Annotated in this window: 9 protein-coding genes and 1 pseudogene; 7 read left to right on the top strand and 3 right to left on the bottom strand. The window is 68.6% G+C overall.

The genetic code is table 11. From position 1 onward, the window contains the following. Positions 1-14: 14 nt before the first annotated feature. The 4 genes from H7U32_RS07365 (at position 15) to rpsI (ending at position 4224) form a co-directional block, all read left to right on the top strand. Positions 15-644 carry an AbrB family transcriptional regulator gene (locus tag H7U32_RS07365; protein ID WP_204469427.1) on the top strand — a complete coding sequence of 210 codons (630 nt, stop codon included), beginning with the start codon at positions 15-17 and terminating at the stop codon, positions 642-644. Between the two features lie 158 nt (positions 645-802). After that, positions 803-2974 carry a 4-alpha-glucanotransferase gene (gene malQ, locus H7U32_RS07360; RefSeq protein ID WP_204469425.1) on the top strand — a complete coding sequence of 724 codons (2172 nt, stop codon included), beginning with the start codon at positions 803-805 and terminating at the stop codon, positions 2972-2974. Between the two features lie 287 nt (positions 2975-3261). Continuing rightward, positions 3262-3711 (top strand): 50S ribosomal protein L13, encoded by a 450-nt coding sequence (gene rplM, locus H7U32_RS07355; protein WP_204469423.1) that lies wholly within the window; start codon positions 3262-3264, stop codon positions 3709-3711. A 21-nt stretch (positions 3712-3732) separates the two neighbouring features. Continuing rightward, the gene (gene rpsI / locus H7U32_RS07350) at positions 3733-4224 is read left to right on the top strand and encodes a 30S ribosomal protein S9 (RefSeq protein ID WP_204469421.1); all 492 of its coding nucleotides are present in this window, start codon (positions 3733-3735) and stop codon (positions 4222-4224) included. Positions 4225-4328: 104 nt separating this feature from the next. Here rpsI and glgX read toward each other — a convergent pair whose 3' ends face one another. Together glgX and H7U32_RS07340 are read right to left on the bottom strand one after the other, a co-directional pair. Continuing rightward, positions 4329-6896, bottom strand: coding sequence for a glycogen debranching protein GlgX (glgX, locus tag H7U32_RS07345; RefSeq protein ID WP_204469420.1), 2568 nt, complete (start codon positions 6894-6896; stop codon positions 4329-4331). A 208-nt stretch (positions 6897-7104) separates the two neighbouring features. Continuing rightward, positions 7105-8235 (bottom strand): ROK family transcriptional regulator, encoded by a 1131-nt coding sequence (locus tag H7U32_RS07340; RefSeq protein WP_204469418.1) that lies wholly within the window; start codon positions 8233-8235, stop codon positions 7105-7107. A 363-nt stretch (positions 8236-8598) separates the two neighbouring features. Here H7U32_RS07340 and adhE point away from each other — a divergent pair, with 363 nt between their 5' ends. After that, the gene (gene adhE / locus H7U32_RS07335; protein WP_204469417.1) at positions 8599-11337 is read left to right on the top strand and encodes a bifunctional acetaldehyde-CoA/alcohol dehydrogenase; all 2739 of its coding nucleotides are present in this window, start codon (positions 8599-8601) and stop codon (positions 11335-11337) included. A 203-nt stretch (positions 11338-11540) separates the two neighbouring features. After that, positions 11541-12422, top strand: coding sequence for a YwiC-like family protein (locus tag H7U32_RS07330; RefSeq protein WP_204469415.1), 882 nt, complete (start codon positions 11541-11543; stop codon positions 12420-12422). A gap of 89 nt (positions 12423-12511) precedes the next feature. Here H7U32_RS07330 and H7U32_RS07325 read toward each other — a convergent pair whose 3' ends face one another. Continuing rightward, entirely contained in the window at positions 12512-13468 is a 957-nt protein-coding gene (locus H7U32_RS07325; protein WP_204469413.1) for a hypothetical protein, read from the bottom strand. Between the two features lie 104 nt (positions 13469-13572). On the opposite strand from H7U32_RS07325, the pseudogene H7U32_RS07320 reads away from it, so the two are divergent. Next, a pseudogene (locus H7U32_RS07320) lies at positions 13573-14337 on the top strand (hypothetical protein); the annotation flags it as partial.

Here is a 14337-nt window from a genome sequence, read left to right as displayed (position 1 = left end):
GTAGGCTGAGGGGCATGACCGACGAGCAGAACACCGGGAACGCCGAGGGCTTCGAGCCGCTCACCGCCGAATACGAGCGCGTGCGCCATTCCACCGACGCCGCCGCGCTCTCCGCCTACGCGCGCCGCCCGCTGCCGGACCGCGCCGACCAGGCGGCCTTCTCCCGCGCCACGGCACTGCTGGAGGCCGTGGCCGGCAACCTCAACACCCCGGTGGAGGACCGCATCCATTTGGCCGAGGCGATGCCCTTCCCGAATGTGCTCGTCAAGCTGTCGGCGGACCCCGAGCCCGAGGTGCGCCGCGCCGTCGCCGCCAACGAGGACGACAAGAACTGGCTGGTCGGCCGCCTCACCAAGGACCCGGTGCCCGAGGTGCGCGACGCGGCGCTGACCAACCCCCGCACCTCCTGGAAGATGCGCCTCGAGGGCGCGCAGAACCCCGAGGTGGACGCCGCCACGCTCGACTTCCTCGCCAAGTTGGGCGTCGAGATCGAGCCGAAGGCCCCGGCCGTGCTCTCCTCGATGGTGCGCCGCGCCGTCGCCCTCAATCCGAACGTCACGCCGGCCACGCTGGCCCGGCTCGCCGAGGACGGCTCCGACGAGGTGCGCCACGCCGCGCGCCGCGCCATCGAACGTCGCGGCTGACGCCTCGGCGCGTCCGGTCCGTGGCGCCCGGCCGCGGCCCGGCGGCAAAGGGGGCGCCCGCCATACCCCCGTTCCCAGGCGCCGCGCAGGGATGCCAACGTTGGCAATCCTTGGAATGTCAAGCGGATGACCGTGGTCGCATGGGTTAGACTGGCATCATGACTGAGAGACAAGAAAGCGAGGAGCGCCTTGCGCGTCCGCTGATTCACCTGGCAAGGATGGCAGGGATCGCCACCAGTTACGTCGGCATGAGCGACGACTACCACGAGATCGACGACGATGTCCTGGTGGCCGTGCTCGCCGCCCTCGGCCTCGACGCCTCCGACGACGACGCCATCGTCCGCTCCACCAAGGCGCTGCTCGACGCGCGCCGTGGCAGGCTGGTGGCGCCCACCGTGCTGCACGTCGCCGGCCGCGAAAGCCGCGTGCTCGTCAACGTGGGCGTGCTCGAGGTGCCCAGCGCCACCATCACGCTGGAAAGCGGCGAGGACTACGGGGGCGCCATCGTCCCCGGCCCCGGCGACGGCGCCCAGGCCTATCCGGTGGACGGCCGCTTCATGACCACCGCCTCGCTGACCATCCCCGCCGACCTGCCGCTCGGCTACCACACGCTGGCCGTCACGGTGGGCGAGCGCACCGAATACGCCCGCCTCATCAGCGTGCCCGAGCGCGTCGAGCTGCTCGACCCGATGAAGGGCGGCCGGCTGTGGGGCTGGATGGCGCAGCTGTACTCCATCCGCTCCGCCGACTCCTGGGGCGTGGGCGACTACGAGGACCTCAAGTCGCTGTTGACGGACGCCGCGCACGCCACCGGCGCCGACTTCATGCTCGTCAACCCGCTGCACGCGGGCGAGCCGGTGTCGCCGCTGACCCCCTCGCCGTACCTGCCGGTCTCCCGCCGCTTCGTGAACTTCACGTACATCCGCCCCGAGGCGATCCCCGAATACGCCACGATGGCCGACGACGCCCGCCGCCAGGTGGACGAGCTGCGGGGCGAGGCCGAGCCGCTCGACGGCGACGCCCAGGTGATCGACCGCGACGCGATGTGGCGCCTGAAGATGCACGCGCTGTGGATCATTTTCAAAGCCGGCCGTGACGGCGCCCGCCAGGCCGTGTTCGAGGAGTACAAGCGCCATGCCGGCGACGGCCTGGAGGCCTATGCCACCTGGTGCCTGTGCTACGATAAGTGGGGCGCGCCGTCCGCCGACCTGGGCAACTGGGAGCGCCGCCTGAGCAAGGAGTCGCCGGAGGTCATCGGCCTGCGCGACCAGTTCCCGGACACGTTGGAGTTCTACCGCTGGCTGGAATGGACCGCCAGCGAGCAGCTCGCCGGAGCCCAGCGCGCCGCGAAGGACGCCGGCATGCGCATCGGCGTGATGGCCGACATGGCCGTGGGCGTGCATCCGCTCGGCGCCGACGTGTGGTGGAATCCGGAGCGCTTCGCCAAGGGCGCCACGGTGGGCGCCCCGCCGGACATGTTCAACCAGCAGGGCCAGGACTGGAGCCAGCCGCCGCTCAACCCGATCGACCTGGCGGCCACCGGCTACGAGGCCTACCGCACGATGGTGCGCGACATGTTCGCGTACGCCGGCGCGGTGCGCATCGACCACATCCTCGGCCTGTTCCGCCTGTGGTGGATCCCCGAGGGCCGCAAGCCGCTGGACGGCGCGTACGTCCACTACGACGCGGACGTGATGCTCGGCATCCTCGCGCTCGAGGCCCAGCGCGCCGGCGGCGTGGTCGTCGGCGAGGACCTGGGCGTCGTGCCCGCGTATGTGGCCGACTCACTGTCCGCGCACGGCATCCTCGGCTGCGCGGTGGAATGGTTCGAGCAGCGCGACGGCGCCTTCCGCGCCCCGGGCGACTACCGCCCCTACGCGCTGGCCTCGGTGAACACGCACGACCTGCCGCCCGCCGCCGGCTACCTCGAATTCGAGCATGTGAAGCTGCGCGAGCGCCTTGGTCTGCTGGAAGGCAGCGCCGAGGACTTCGAACGCTCCGCCCGGCACGAACGCGACGCGATGCTGCGCATGCTCGTGGACAACGGGTACCTGGACGCCTCGCTGGCGGACGATCCGGTGGCCAACGAGCGGGCCGTGGTCGAGGCGCAGTACCGCGCCCTGACCGGCACGCCGTGCAAGCTGCTGGCGGCGGCCATCGTGGACGCCGTGGGCGAGAAGCGTGCGCAGAACCAGCCCGGCACGAACAACGAGTATCCGAACTGGCGCATCCCGCTGGCCGACGCCGAGGGCAACCCGGTGCCGGTGGAGGGCCTGTTCGAACGCGAGGGTGCCCAGCGCCTCGCCGCGATCATGAACGGCACCGCCTGAGCCTTCGCGGCGCCCGCCCGGCGCCCCGGAACGCCGCGCGACACGCCGCCCACGGCGCCCCGCAGCCATACGGCCGCGGGGCGCCGTCGCTTTGTCAGCGTGCTCCGATACACTGACGGATTGTTGTGTTTCCCTAAGGGGTCCTTCAAAGCGCTTTCCCACTCGCCATCGAGGACTTTCAGGGAGCCCACGGATAATGAGGTTTTCGGCTTCCCGGCCGCGCGCCCTGACCAGGCGCACTTCGGGCAGCTAGAGGCCCGGAACACAATGAAAGAAAAGGTAGAACAGTGAAGACTTTCACTCCGAAGCCGGCAGACCTGACCCATGACTGGTACATCGTCGACGCCACCGACATCGTGCTTGGCCGCCTCGCCTCGCAGGTCGCGAACCTGCTGCGCGGCAAGAACAAGCCGACCTACGCGCCGCACGCCGATTCCGGCAACCACGTCATCGTGATCAACGCCGGCAAGATCGCCCTGACCGGCAACAAGATGGGCAAGGAGCTCTACGCGCACTCCGGCCGCCCCGGTGGCCTGCGCCGTGACACCTACGCCCAGCTGCTCGCGAACAAGCCGGAGCGCATCATCACCGCCGCCGTCAAGGGCATGCTGCCGAAGAACCGCCTCGCGGCCGTGCAGCTCAAGCGCCTGCACGTCTTCGCCGGCGACGAGCATCCGCACACCCCGCAGAAGCCCCAGGTCTTCGAGGTCGCCCAGATCTCGCAGCAGGCCAAGTGAACCGGAAGGAGATAAGGAATCATGGCTGAGAACACCAACAACTCCGCGGTTCAGGAGACCGAAGAGGAGCTCACCAGCTACACCACCGAGACCAACGCCGGCGCTGGCACCGGCACCTCCGCGATCGAGCCGGGCTATGGCACCGGCCGCCGCAAGGAGGCCGTCGCCCGCGTGCGTCTGGTTCCGGGCTCCGGCAAGTGGACCATCAACGGCCGCACCCTGGAGGAGTACTTCCCCTCCAAGCTGCTGCAGCGTGAGGTCAACTCCCCGATCGTGCTGCTCAAGCTCGAGAACAAGTTCGACATCATCGTCCTCGTTGACGGTGGCGGCACCACCGGCCAGGCCGGCGCCATCCGCCTGGGCGTGGCTCGCGCGCTCAACGGCATCGACCGTGACGCCAACCGTCCGGCCCTCAAGAAGGCTGGCTTCCTGACCCGCGACGCCCGCGTCGTGGAGCGCAAGAAGGCCGGTCTGCACAAGGCCCGTCGCGCGCCGCAGTTCTCCAAGCGTTGAGTGGTGGCGGGCTTGGCCCGCGACCCTTGGAAGGCCCCGGTCCCCGTTGGGGGAGCCGGGGCCTTCCCGTATCCGGGGGCGGGCGCGGCCGCCCCCGGAGTCGCTCAGTGCGAGGACTGCTTGAACAGTGTGATGCTCAGCGCCGGCATCGTCCACACATTCGGATCGGGGACCGGCTCCCCGGGGAGGGCCGCCACCGGACGGGCCGCGTCGACCATGGCCTGTTCGACGAGCGCCATCTGCTCGGCGCGCACGCGCCACGCCCCCATGTCGATGGCGGTGGGGCGCAGCTCCGGCGGCTCGACGGCGGAGCCGCCGCGCGGGTCGACGGCCGGGTCGGCGGCCGGGCGGTCCGTGGCGGGAAGGTCGTCCGTGGCGGCGTCGGCCTCGGTGTCGTCATCCTCCCCGGGGGCGGAGGCGTGGAGGTGGATCCGCACCGCGCCCGGCTTCAGACCCCGGGCCGGGCATTCGCCGGTGGAGATCGCGGAGGACCACATCGTCGTCCAACCGCAGTCCGGAGGCAGGCGGAACGTCGTCGCCTCGTCCACGCCGTTGACCACGATGAGCACGTCGATCTCGTCATTGGAGAGCAGCCGCATCGCGAAGCTGCGCACGTTGACGTCGAACCAGTCCTGCTCCATCGGCATGGTCCCGTTCGGCAGGAACCACTGCACGCGGCTGCTCGGCTTGAACAGGCCCAGCTGGCTCAGGCGGGTGAAGAACTCCTCGTGGTGGTACTGGTCGAGCGATTTGCGCAGCGAGATGAGCCGGGAGACCGTCTCCAGGCGGCGGCGCTGCGGCGTGTCCCAGTCGGCGTAGCGCCAGCCCCAGTCCAGCCAGGCGAGCGGATTGTCCTGCACGTAGGCGTTGTTATTGCCGCGCTGCGTGTTGCCGAACTCGTCGCCGGCCAGCAGCATCGGCGTGCCCAGCGACAGCAGCAGCGTGCCGATGAGGTTCATCGCGGCGCGTTCGCGGCGGGCGGCGATGACCGGGTCGTCGGTGGGGCCCTCCACGCCGAAGTTCGCCGAATGGTTCACGCTGGAGCCGTCGTTGTTGTTCTCCCCGTTCGCCTCGTTGTGCTTCATCTGGTAGAGGGTGAGGTCGGTGAGCGTCATGCCGTCGTGGCAGGCCACGAAGTTGATCGAGGAGGCGGCGCCGCGCCCCGGGTCGGTGGCGAAGAGGTCGGCCGAGCCGCACAGGCGCGTGGCCAGCTCCTGCATCCCCACGCGCGCGTTGCCGCGGCCGGCCTGCACGTCGGTGAGCCAGAACTGGCGCGTTGAATCGCGGAAGCGGTCGTTCCACTCGGCGAAGGGGCTGGCGAACTGGCCGGTGCGCCAGCCTTGGTTGCCCAGGTCCCACGGCTCCATGATGAGCTTGAGATTGCCCAGCAGGATGTCGCTGCGTAGCGCGTAGAGGAACGGGTGGCGGTGCGTGAACTCGCCGTCCAGGCGGGCCAGCGAGGCCGCCAGGTCGAAGCGGAAGCCGTCGATGCCGATGCGCTTGGCCCAGTACCGCAGCGAGTCGATCGCGAAGGTCACCACATGGGTGTTCGTGAAGTCGAAGGTGTTGCCGCAGCCGGTCGTATCCTCCAAGCGGCCGATGTTGCTTTTCTGCCGGCGGTAGTAGGAGATGGCGTCCAGGCCGCGCCAGCAGACCGTGGGCCCCTCCACGCCGCCCTCGCAGGTGTGGTTGTACACCACGTCCATGATCACCTCGAAGCCCGCCTCGTGCAGGGCGCGCACCATGTCGATGACCTCCTGGCGCACCGCGCCGGCGCCCTGGGACTGCGCCTTCTTGGTGGCGTAGGAGGCCTCGGGGGAGAAGAAGTTCAACGTGGAGTAGCCCCAGTAGTTGCGCCGGCCGCGCTCCTGGAGAAACAGCTCGTCCTGCTTGGCCATGATCGGCATGAGCTCGATGGAAGTGACGCCCAGGTTCTGCAGGTAGCTCAGCGTGCCGGGGTGCGCCAGGCCGGCGTAGGTGCCGCGCAGCTCCTCCGGCAGCCACGGCGCCTGTGCGGTGAAGCCCTTGACATGCAGCTCGTAGATGACGGTTTTGCTCCACGGGATGTGCGGGTGGTCCGGGTCGGCGTCGTGCTTGGTGGTGTCGCGGTCGTCGATGGCCACCGAGACCGGCATATGCCCCAGCGAATCCACTTGGCTCATCCGACCGAAGGCGGAGCCGTGCACCTTGCCGTCCACCACCTCGCATTCGTAGGAGAACGCCGCGGGGGCCAGCTCCATGCGGCCGTCCACGCCCTTGCCATAGGGGTCGAGCAGCAGCTTGTTCGGGTTGAAGCGCACGCCGTGGCGCGGGTCCCAGGCGCCGTCCACCCGGTAGCCGTAGCGCATCCCGTCCCAAGCCTTGGGCAGATGCACGTACCACAGGCCGTAGTTCGGCCCACTCATGCGGAACAGCGTCTCGCGCACGCCCAGCTCCTCCACCACGCGCGAGCAGACCGGGAACTCCTTGATCTTCTGGTTCAAGGGGATGCCGGGCGTCTCGAAGAGACGGATGGAGTGGTCGTAGAACGCGCTCGGCTGGTCGATGGGTTCGAGCACCGAGAGCCACACCTGGTCGGCGGTCTCGGAGCGCACCACGGCGTCGGCGCCGCCGTCCTCGGTGAAATACAGTCCGGGCCTTGTCGCGTATCGATGGAGCTTCGGATTCCTCATGCATCCAGTCTAGGGCGTATGGCCTCCCGCGTGGACACCGAGGAAAGGAACAGCCATGAAGGCACTGGCGCTCACCGGAACCAAGCGATTCGGAATCACAGACCTGCCCACGCCGGGCATCGTCCCGGACGAGGTGCTCGTCCGCACCGCCTACGCGGGCGTGTGCGGCACCGACCACGACCTGTACGAGGGCCGCCCCGGCCCCGGCTCACTCCCCGGTGAGCCGGGCCACGTAGGGCTCGATGAAGCGCAGCGCCGCGCCGACGACGTTCTGGTCGTCGGCGCAGCCGCTTTTGCGCAGCGTGAAATGCGTGGTGGGGAAGGGACTGCGGGCCTGCACGCGGGCGCGCAGCCGGGCGATGTCGCTCTCGTCGAGGTACTGGGCCGCCTCGCCGCCGAGGATGATGTCGCCGGCCAGCACCATGCGGATGTTGACGATGGCCCGGGCCACGTTGTCCAGCCAGGCCTCGAAGCGGCGCCGGTGGTCGGGCTCGCCCTGCTCGAGCACCGAGAAGAAGCCGGGCAGGCTCTCGCCCTCCTCCGGCAGGGTCTCGGGGGAGCAGACCGTGTCCATGCAGCCGCGCTGGCCGCAGTAGCAGCGCGGGCCGTCCGGGTCGAGGACCATGTGCTCGATGGTGCCGTTGGCCAGGTTCGGTCCCTGGTACAGCCGCCCGTCCACGATGACCGCGCCGCCGGGCCGGCGCTCCAGATAGATGCACACCGCGTCGCGGATGCCGGGGTCGAACCAGAGCTCGGCCATCGCCGAGGCGTCGGAATCGTGGATCATGAGCACGGGCAGATGCACTCCCTGGGCGAGCCGGTCCAGGGTGAGGCCGGTGTTGCCGACCACCTCGCCGAAGTCGATGCGGTTGCCGTCGGCGGAGACGATGCCTTGGATCGCGAAGGCGACGCCGAGCACCTCATGGCCCTTCGCGGCCAGGGTGGCCGCGAACTCCATGATTTGGGCGCCGATCCGGCTGTAGTAGGCGTCGTTGTTCCGGTACTGCGCGGTGCGGCTGCGGCGGTCGAGCACCCGGCCCCTGAGGTCCACCGCCACCATGGTGGTCTCGGTGGCGCGCAGCGCGACGCCGATGGCCACATGGCCCTCCGCCACGAACTCGTAGGTCTGCGCTTTGCGGCCGCCCGTCGATTCCTGCGGCTCGCCGGTGGCGGCCAGGCCATCCTCCATCAGCGCGCGCAGATTGGCGGTGATCGTGGGCAGACTCAGCCCGAGCTCGCGTTCGAGCATCTGTTTGGTGGTGCCGTGATGGCGGTAGAGGTAGGCGGTGATGGCATGGCGGTTGGCATGCTTGACGGTGCTGGCGGATGCGGCCTTCATCGGTGCCTCCCCTGGATGGTGGTTACTTGTTGAATTGACTTTTGCAAAAGCTAATCTATCACGTATTCTTATAGAAAGGCGCTTTAAAAAAGATGTCGGAAGGAGGAACTGTTGGCGATGTCGGCTTCCTGCGAAAACAGCACAAAATGACACACTTGGGCGGTTTTTCTAGGAATTGCAACCGCAAAAGCACGTAAAACGCACTTCAAGCGCACATAATCAAACATCAGGTTGTCGACACGACGCAACCCGGCGGAACTTGCGGGAATCCAGTAGATTGTGACTCAGGTCACAGCGAGGCTGTGCCGAAAACCGAAGAACGACGTTCCGATATTCACCACAACACATCGAGGAGGATCGATCGTGGCAGAAACCAAGAAGAAGGACGTGAAGGTCGAGCCGACCGCGCCCACTCCGGAGGAGAAGCAGGCGGCGGCGGAGGCCGAGGTCGACGCGCTGGTCAAGCGCGCCCTGGTCGCCCTGGACAAGTTCGAGGCGCTGGACCAGAAGCAGGTCGACCATATCGTGGCGAAGGCATCCATCGCCGCGCTGAACAAGCACCTGGTGCTCGCCAAGATGGCGGTCGAGGAGACTGGCCGCGGCCTGGTGGAGGACAAGGCCACGAAGAACATCTTCGCCTGCGAGCACGTGACCAACTACCTGGCCGGCCAGCGCACCGTGGGCATCATCCGCGAGGACGACGTCATGGGCATCGACGAAGTGGCCGAGCCGGTGGGCGTGGTCGCCGGCGTGACCCCGGTGACCAACCCGACCTCGACCGCGATCTTCAAGTCGCTGATCGCGCTGAAGACCCGCTGCCCGATCGTGTTCGGCTTCCACCCGGGCGCGCAGCAGTGCTCGGTCGAGGCGGCCCGCATCGTGCGCGACGCCGCCATCGAGGCCGGCGCCCCCGCGGACTGCATCCAGTGGATCGAGCATCCCTCGATCGAGGCGACCGGCGCGCTGATGAAGCACCCGGGCGTGGCCACGATCCTGGCGACCGGCGGCCCGGGCATGGTCAAGGCCGCGTATTCGTCGGGCAAGCCGGCCTTGGGCGTGGGCGCCGGCAACGCGCCGGCGTACATCGACGCGGACGCGGAGATCACCCGCGTGGCCAACGACCTGGTGCTTTCCAAGCACTTCGACTACGGCATGATCTGCGCGACCGAGCAGGCCATCATCGCCGACAAGTCCGTGTATGACGCGCTCAAGGCGGAGATGATCCGCCGCAAGGCGTACTTCGTCAACGACGAGGAGAAGGCCAAGCTCGAGCAGTACATGTTCGGCTGCACCGCCTTCTCGGGCGGCACCCCCAAGCTCAACTCGGTGGTGCCGGGCAAGAGCCCGCAGTACATCGCCCGTGCCGCCGGCTTCACCATCCCGGAGGATGCGACCATCCTCGTGGCCGAGTGCTCCGAGGTCTCGGACAACGAGCCGCTGACCCACGAGAAGCTCGCCCCGGTGCACGCCATGCTCAAGAGCCCGGATAAGGAGACCGGCTTCCAGATGTGCGAGGCGATGCTCAAGCTGGGCGCCGGCCACACGGCCGCGATCCACACGAACAACGAGGCCCTGGTGCGCGAATACGGCCTGCGCATGCACGCCTGCCGCATCATCTGGAACCAGCCTTCCTCCCTGGGCGGCGTGGGCGACATCTACAACGCGATCGCCCCGTCCCTGACCCTGGGCTGCGGCTCGTACGGTGGCAACTCGGTGTCTGGCAACGTGCAGGCCGTGAACCTGATCAACATCAAGCGGATCGCGCGGAGGAACAACAACATGCAGTGGTTCAAGATTCCGGCCAAGACCTACTTCGAGCCGAACGCGATCAAGTACCTGCGCGACATGTACGGCATCGAGAAGGCCGTCATCGTGTGCGACAAGGTCATGGAGCAGCTCGGCGTGGTCGACAAGGTCATCGACCAGCTGCGCGCCCGCGCCAACCGCGTCACCTTCCGCATCATCGACTACGTGGAGCCCGAGCCCAGTGTGGAGACCGTCGAGCGCGGCGCCGAGATGATGCGCGAGGAGTTCGAGCCGGACACGATCATTGCGGTCGGCGGCGGCTCCCCGATGGACGCGGCCAAGATCATGTGGCTGCTCTACGAGCACCCGGAGATCAGCTTCTCCGACGTGCGCGAGAAGTTCTTCGACATCCGCAAGCGCGCCTTCAAGATCCCGCCGCTGGGCAAGAAGGCCAAGCTCGTGTGCATCCCGACCTCGTCGGGCACCGGCTCCGAGGTGACCCCGTTCGCTGTGATCACCGACCACAAGACCGGCTACAAGTACCCGATCACCGACTACGCGCTCACCCCCTCCGTGGCGATCGTGGACCCGGTGCTCGCGCGCACCCAGCCGCGCCGCCTCGCCTCCGATGCGGGCTTCGACGCCCTGACGCACAGCTTCGAGGCGTACGTGAGCGTGTATGCGAACGACTTCACCGACGGCATGGCGCTGCACGCGGCCAAGCTCATCTGGGACAACCTGGCCGAGTCTGTCAACGGCGAGCCCGGCCTGGAGCGCACCCGCGCCCAGGAGAAGATGCACAACGCCGCCACGATGGCCGGCATGGCCTTCGGCTCGGCGTTCCTGGGCATGTGCCACGGCATGGCGCACACCATCGGCGCCCTGTGCCACGTGGCCCACGGCCGCACGAACTCGATCCTGCTGCCCTACGTGATCCGCTACAACGGGTCCGTGCCCACCGAGCCGACCAGTTGGCCGAAGTACAACAAGTACATCGCGCCGGAGCGCTACCGCGACATCGCGGTCAACCTGGGCATCGACCCGGGCAAGACCCCGGCGGACGCCGTGGAGAACCTGGCGAAGGCCGTCGAGGACTACCGCGACAACAAGCTTGGCATGAACAAGAGCTTCCAGGATTGCGGTGTGGACGAGGACTACTTCTGGTCCGTCCTCGACCAGATCGGCATGCGCGCCTACGAGGACCAGTGCACGCCGGCCAACCCGCGCATCCCGATGATCGAGGATATGAAGGACATCGCCATCGCCGCCTACTACGGCGTCAGCCAGGCCGAGGGCCACAAGCTGCGCGTTCAGCGCGAGGGCGAGGCCGCCACGGAGGAAGCCTCCGAGCGCTGACCCCAACCGGCTGACCCCGCGGTCGGCTGACTGATCCGACAGGGACCCCGTCTCCAGCAGGCGGGGTCCCTGTCGTATGCCGGGCGGGTGCCGGCCGGGGCACATGGCCGGGCCGGGCTGGCGTCGCAGCCGCGGCGTGGCATCGTGGCATTGGCGGAACACACCCTTGTCAGACCGCGGGCCCGTTCGTACAGTCGTGAGGCATGAGCACGACCGACACCGCCCGGACCACGGCCGAAGCCGTTCCCGCCGCCCGCCGCCGCAGGGCCGCCCTGCGCCATTGGCTGCTCGACCAGCCCGGCGCCGTGGTGATGGCGCTGTTCCCCGCGCTGACCGGCGTGCTGCTGGCCGCCGTCATGGCCGGCACCTGGCCGCGAGGCACTCGCTTCCACGCGGACGGCATCTGGCTGTTCGTCTGCTGGGCGCTGTGCTACGGCGTGCAGTTCACGGCCTCCCGCTGGCTCAGGTCGCACGGCGCCCGCCGCTATCTGCCGCCGGTGGTCGCCTACGGCGCCGCACTCGTCGCCGTGGGACTGCCCTTCGTGCTCACGCATCCCGCCATCCTCGGCTGGGCGCCCGTGTACGCCGTGCTGGCCGTCGCCGTCTTCGCGGCCGCCTGGCTGCGCCGCGAACGGAGTCTGTGGGGCACCGCCGTGGCCGTGGCCGCCGCCGCGCTGATGGCGCTGCTCACCTTCTCCTATGCGGTCGAACCGCCGGGGGGAACCCTGAACCCGCTGGCGTCGCTGACGATCCCCGGTCTGTTGTTGGCCGTCTGGTTCGCCGCCGAGCAGGCCGGCTCCGTGCTGTTCGTCAAGACGATGATCCGCAAGCGTGGCCACGCCGGATACCTCGCCGCCTCCTGGGCCTGGCATGCGGCGCTGCTCGCCGTGTGCTGCCTCGCCGTGCTGGCTGACACTTCCGGCGCGAGGATGTGGCCGGCGGCGGCCGTCGCGGCGGTGCTGCTCGTCCGCGCCGTCGCCCTGCCCTTGGTCGCCCGCCGCCGGCGTCTCAAGCCGCTGGTCCCCGGCGTCACCGAATGCGTGACCAGCCTGCTGGCCCTCGCCGCGCCGCTGCTGACCGTCTGACCGGCTAGCCGCCCGCCGTGCGCCTCGGTTGAGGTTCCGGCCGGGGCGTCGGCATCCTCTGCCGATGCCGCGGGCGGGGGGCGATGGCCTCAGAGGCCTGCCCTTCTGGGGATGCCCGCGGCGTCGAGCTTGGCGGCCAGGGGAACGCGGTCCAGCACCTCGCGGAAGGAGAAGCGGACCACGTCGTCGCAAATCATCCGGAGGCGTTCCTCCCGCTCCTTCTCTCGGATGATGGTGTCCGGCAGCGTGCCATTGGCGTACATCGCCGGGTCGCGGTATTTCAGCCGCCCGTCGAGCTCGCCGGCGATGATCTTGCCATCGAATCTCCACAGGAAGTCGGGGCGGATGGTCCTCGAGGGATCCAAAGGATCGTTGAACGACTGCTGGAGCAACGGTTTCAGATAGCCCAAGGCGAGAATCCCGCCATAGGCGTAGGCCTCGCCGCCGTTCTCGGTCCTGCCTTCGGCGAACCGCAGCGCGGCGAGGGCCTGCCGGCGTCGGGTACCGGGCAGACGCATGAACCGGCTGGACAGAAACTCCTTGTTCGCCTTGCCCTCGCGGAGCGTGGCTTCGAGCACGGCCATCGCGTCGGGGAAATCGTGCCTGCGCGAGCAGTCGAACGCGGTCCGGGCCAACGACGTGACGCGCACGCCGTCCACGGTCTCGATGAGCGGGTCCCGCAGGTACCGGTGCCGGACGGAGCCATAATCGCGGATATGGCTTCGCTCGTTGGTGACGATCTCAATGAGATTGAGGTGCCGTTTGGAATCGTTGATGCCATGTATCAACGCCGCGGACATGCCGCAGAACACCCATTGGGGGTGGAGCTGTTGCAGCGTGCGCAGCACCTGGCGTTGCCGTTCGAACACGGAGATCGACTCCCAATAGGCGCGGCGCGCATACAGTCGCGGATAGGTCTTGACGAGCTCTCCTGCCCGCTCTCGCCGCGCCAGCAGCTTCTGTTCGGTGTTCGTGGCTCCCCAGAGGCAGTGGCGTTTGCGCTCCGCCTCGGCCAAGGCCGTCTCCAATGCGTCGTTGCGTCTCATGGAGACACCGTATCCATGCGCTCGCTTCCAGGGGAAGCCGGGCGGGGCATTGTGGTCGGATCCTCGGCCACGGCGTGTCGGCGGCATCATGCCGAGGTTTTCCAATGGTTGAGGCGGTGGATAACTTCCTCTCGTCACGTGATGTGAGGCAGGAGGCTTTTGCCATGGCTGTACATGGCGTGATCTGGAGAAGTGTCACGGGGGGTGCGGTCGAAAGGTTGGATGCGTGGGTGTCTGGATTGGAGTCCGATATGTATGGCGAGGAGCAGCGTCGCGGGGCGGTCGATCTGTATTTCCGGGATGGCATGTCGTTGAGGAGGACGATCGCGGTGCCGGGCCATCCGTCCGAGGCGGGGCTGGCGAACTGGGTGTCCCGCGATCCGCGGTGTTCCGGGAGGCGGCGTGTGTCGTATACGCTTGATGCCAGGGCGGGGGCCGCCAGGCGCGTGATCGCCGGGGAGAGCCGCGCCGCCGTCGCCAGGGACGCCGGCTGCTCGCCGACGAGCGCGGGGAGGTGGGCCGAGGCGTTCGAGAGGGAAGGAATCGGCGGGCTCATGGCGAGGGAGCGCGACGTCCGCGCCGCTCGGCCGGACGACGGCTGCGACGATCCGGCCGAGCCGAGGCGGAGGATGGCGGGGCTGCGTCCGGAGAACGCGGTGACGAGGGAGACCATCGGCATTCCAAAGGCCGGCGACCCGCGTCCCGTCCCGGAGGGGCCGGCGAACCGGGAGAAGACGCGGGTCGTGGAACGGGTCAGGGGCGGGTCCGGTCTCGCCGCCGCCCCCGGCGCGGCGGGTCCCGGGCGCGGCGCCTACCACTGCCAGCGCGCGGCCATGGAGGCCGGCGACAGGCATGCCGTCCCGCGCGGA

Origin of the sequence: Bifidobacterium pullorum subsp. saeculare (assembly GCF_016899725.1) — a bacterium.
GTDB lineage: Bacteria > Actinomycetota > Actinomycetes > Actinomycetales > Bifidobacteriaceae > Bifidobacterium > Bifidobacterium pullorum_C.
Note: the sequence above shows the minus strand (reverse complement) of the source record. Positions and strands in the feature narration are given on the sequence as shown.

Bases quoted from the DNA above. Each gene is read 5' to 3' on its own strand.
- H7U32_RS07365 (WP_204469427.1), top strand. From the start codon at position 15: ATGACCGACGAGCAGAACACCGGGAACGCCGAGGGCTTCGAGCCGCTC.
- malQ (WP_204469425.1), top strand. From the start codon at position 803: ATGACTGAGAGACAAGAAAGCGAGGAGCGCCTTGCGCGTCCGCTGATT.
- rpsI (WP_204469421.1), top strand. From the start codon at position 3,733: ATGGCTGAGAACACCAACAACTCCGCGGTTCAGGAGACCGAAGAGGAG.
- glgX (WP_204469420.1), bottom strand. From the start codon at position 6,896: ATGAGGAATCCGAAGCTCCATCGATACGCGACAAGGCCCGGACTGTAT.
- H7U32_RS07340 (WP_204469418.1), bottom strand. From the start codon at position 8,235: ATGAAGGCCGCATCCGCCAGCACCGTCAAGCATGCCAACCGCCATGCC.
- H7U32_RS07330 (WP_204469415.1), top strand. From the start codon at position 11,541: ATGAGCACGACCGACACCGCCCGGACCACGGCCGAAGCCGTTCCCGCC.
- H7U32_RS07325 (WP_204469413.1), bottom strand. From the start codon at position 13,468: ATGAGACGCAACGACGCATTGGAGACGGCCTTGGCCGAGGCGGAGCGC.